This is a genomic window from Gluconacetobacter tumulicola (assembly GCF_014174215.1).
Taxonomy (GTDB): domain Bacteria; phylum Pseudomonadota; class Alphaproteobacteria; order Acetobacterales; family Acetobacteraceae; genus Gluconacetobacter; species Gluconacetobacter tumulicola.
This window is the reverse complement of the sequence record NZ_JABEQL010000070.1, coordinates 1-1,158: the sequence shown is the minus strand read 5'-3', so window position 1 is coordinate 1,158 and position 1,158 is coordinate 1. Positions and strand designations below refer to the sequence as shown.

1 pseudogene is annotated in these 1,158 nt (G+C 61.9%); it reads left to right on the top strand.

What is annotated here, in order from left to right:
• Positions 1-111: 111 nt before the first annotated feature.
• A pseudogene (locus HLH29_RS19265) lies at positions 112-1,158 on the top strand (IS256 family transposase); the annotation flags it as partial.

Genomic DNA, 1,158 nt, shown 5'->3' with positions numbered 1-1,158 from the left:
AACGATCATAAGATCAACCGCCTCCACGAACTGCTGCCATGGAATTGGCGGCCCATGCCGACAACTCACAAACAGGCTGCGTGATTATGCGGCCTTGAGCGGCCGGTTACGTTGGACCACCATCTGGACGGCGAGGCTGTGGCCGGCCGCCCGAACTGCCGCAACGGCTATGGGCAAAAGACGGTGCTGACGGATGTCGGCCGGGTGCGGCTGGACATCCCGCGTGATCGGGCGGGGACGTTCGATCCGCAACTGATCGCCCGCTATCGGAGGCGGTTTCCCGGCTTCGACGAGCGGATCATCTCGATGTATGCGCGCGGGATGAGCGTGCGCGAGATCCAGGGCCATCTGCTTGAAATCTATGGGGTGGAAGCCTCGCCGGACCTGATCAGCGTCATCACCGACGCCGTGCTGGACGAAGTGGCCGCGTGGCAGAACCGGCCGCTGGAGGCGGTCTATCCCGTGGTGTTCTTCGATGCCCTGCGGGTGAAGATCCGCGACGAAAGCGTGGTGCGCAACAAGGCGGTGCATATCGCCTTGGGCGTGCGCGCCGACGGCACCAAGGAAGTCCTCGGCCTGTGGATCGAGCAGAATGAGGGTGCCAAATTCTGGCTCCGTGTCATGAACGAACTGCGCCATCGCGGCGTCGAGGATGTCCTGCTGGCCGTAGTCGACGGGCTCAAGGGCTTTCCCGACGCCATCCGCGCCGTCTTCCCCGAAGCCCTGGTGCAGACCTGCATCGTTCATCTGCTGCGCCATTCGCTGGATTTCGTCGCCTGGAAAGATCGCAAATCCGTGGCTACGGCATTGAAGGATATCTATCGGGCAGTGGACGCCGAAGCCGGCAAAGCTGCCCTGACCGCCTTTGCCGAAAGCTCCTGGGGCCGGAAATACGCGGCGATCGTCCAGTCCTGGGAACGGGTTTGGGAGGAGGTCATTCCCTTCTACGCCTTCCCCGCCGAAGTCCGAAAATTAATCTACACCACCAATGCCATAGAGGCATTGAACGCCAAGCTAAGGCGGGCCGTCCGGGCCAGGGGACATTTTCCCAATGACGACGCGGCCCTCAAGCTCCTCTTCCTGGCCTTGAACCGGGCCGAAAAAGAATGGATCATGCCCCCGAGGGAATGGTCCATGGCAAAGGCCCAGTTCGCCATT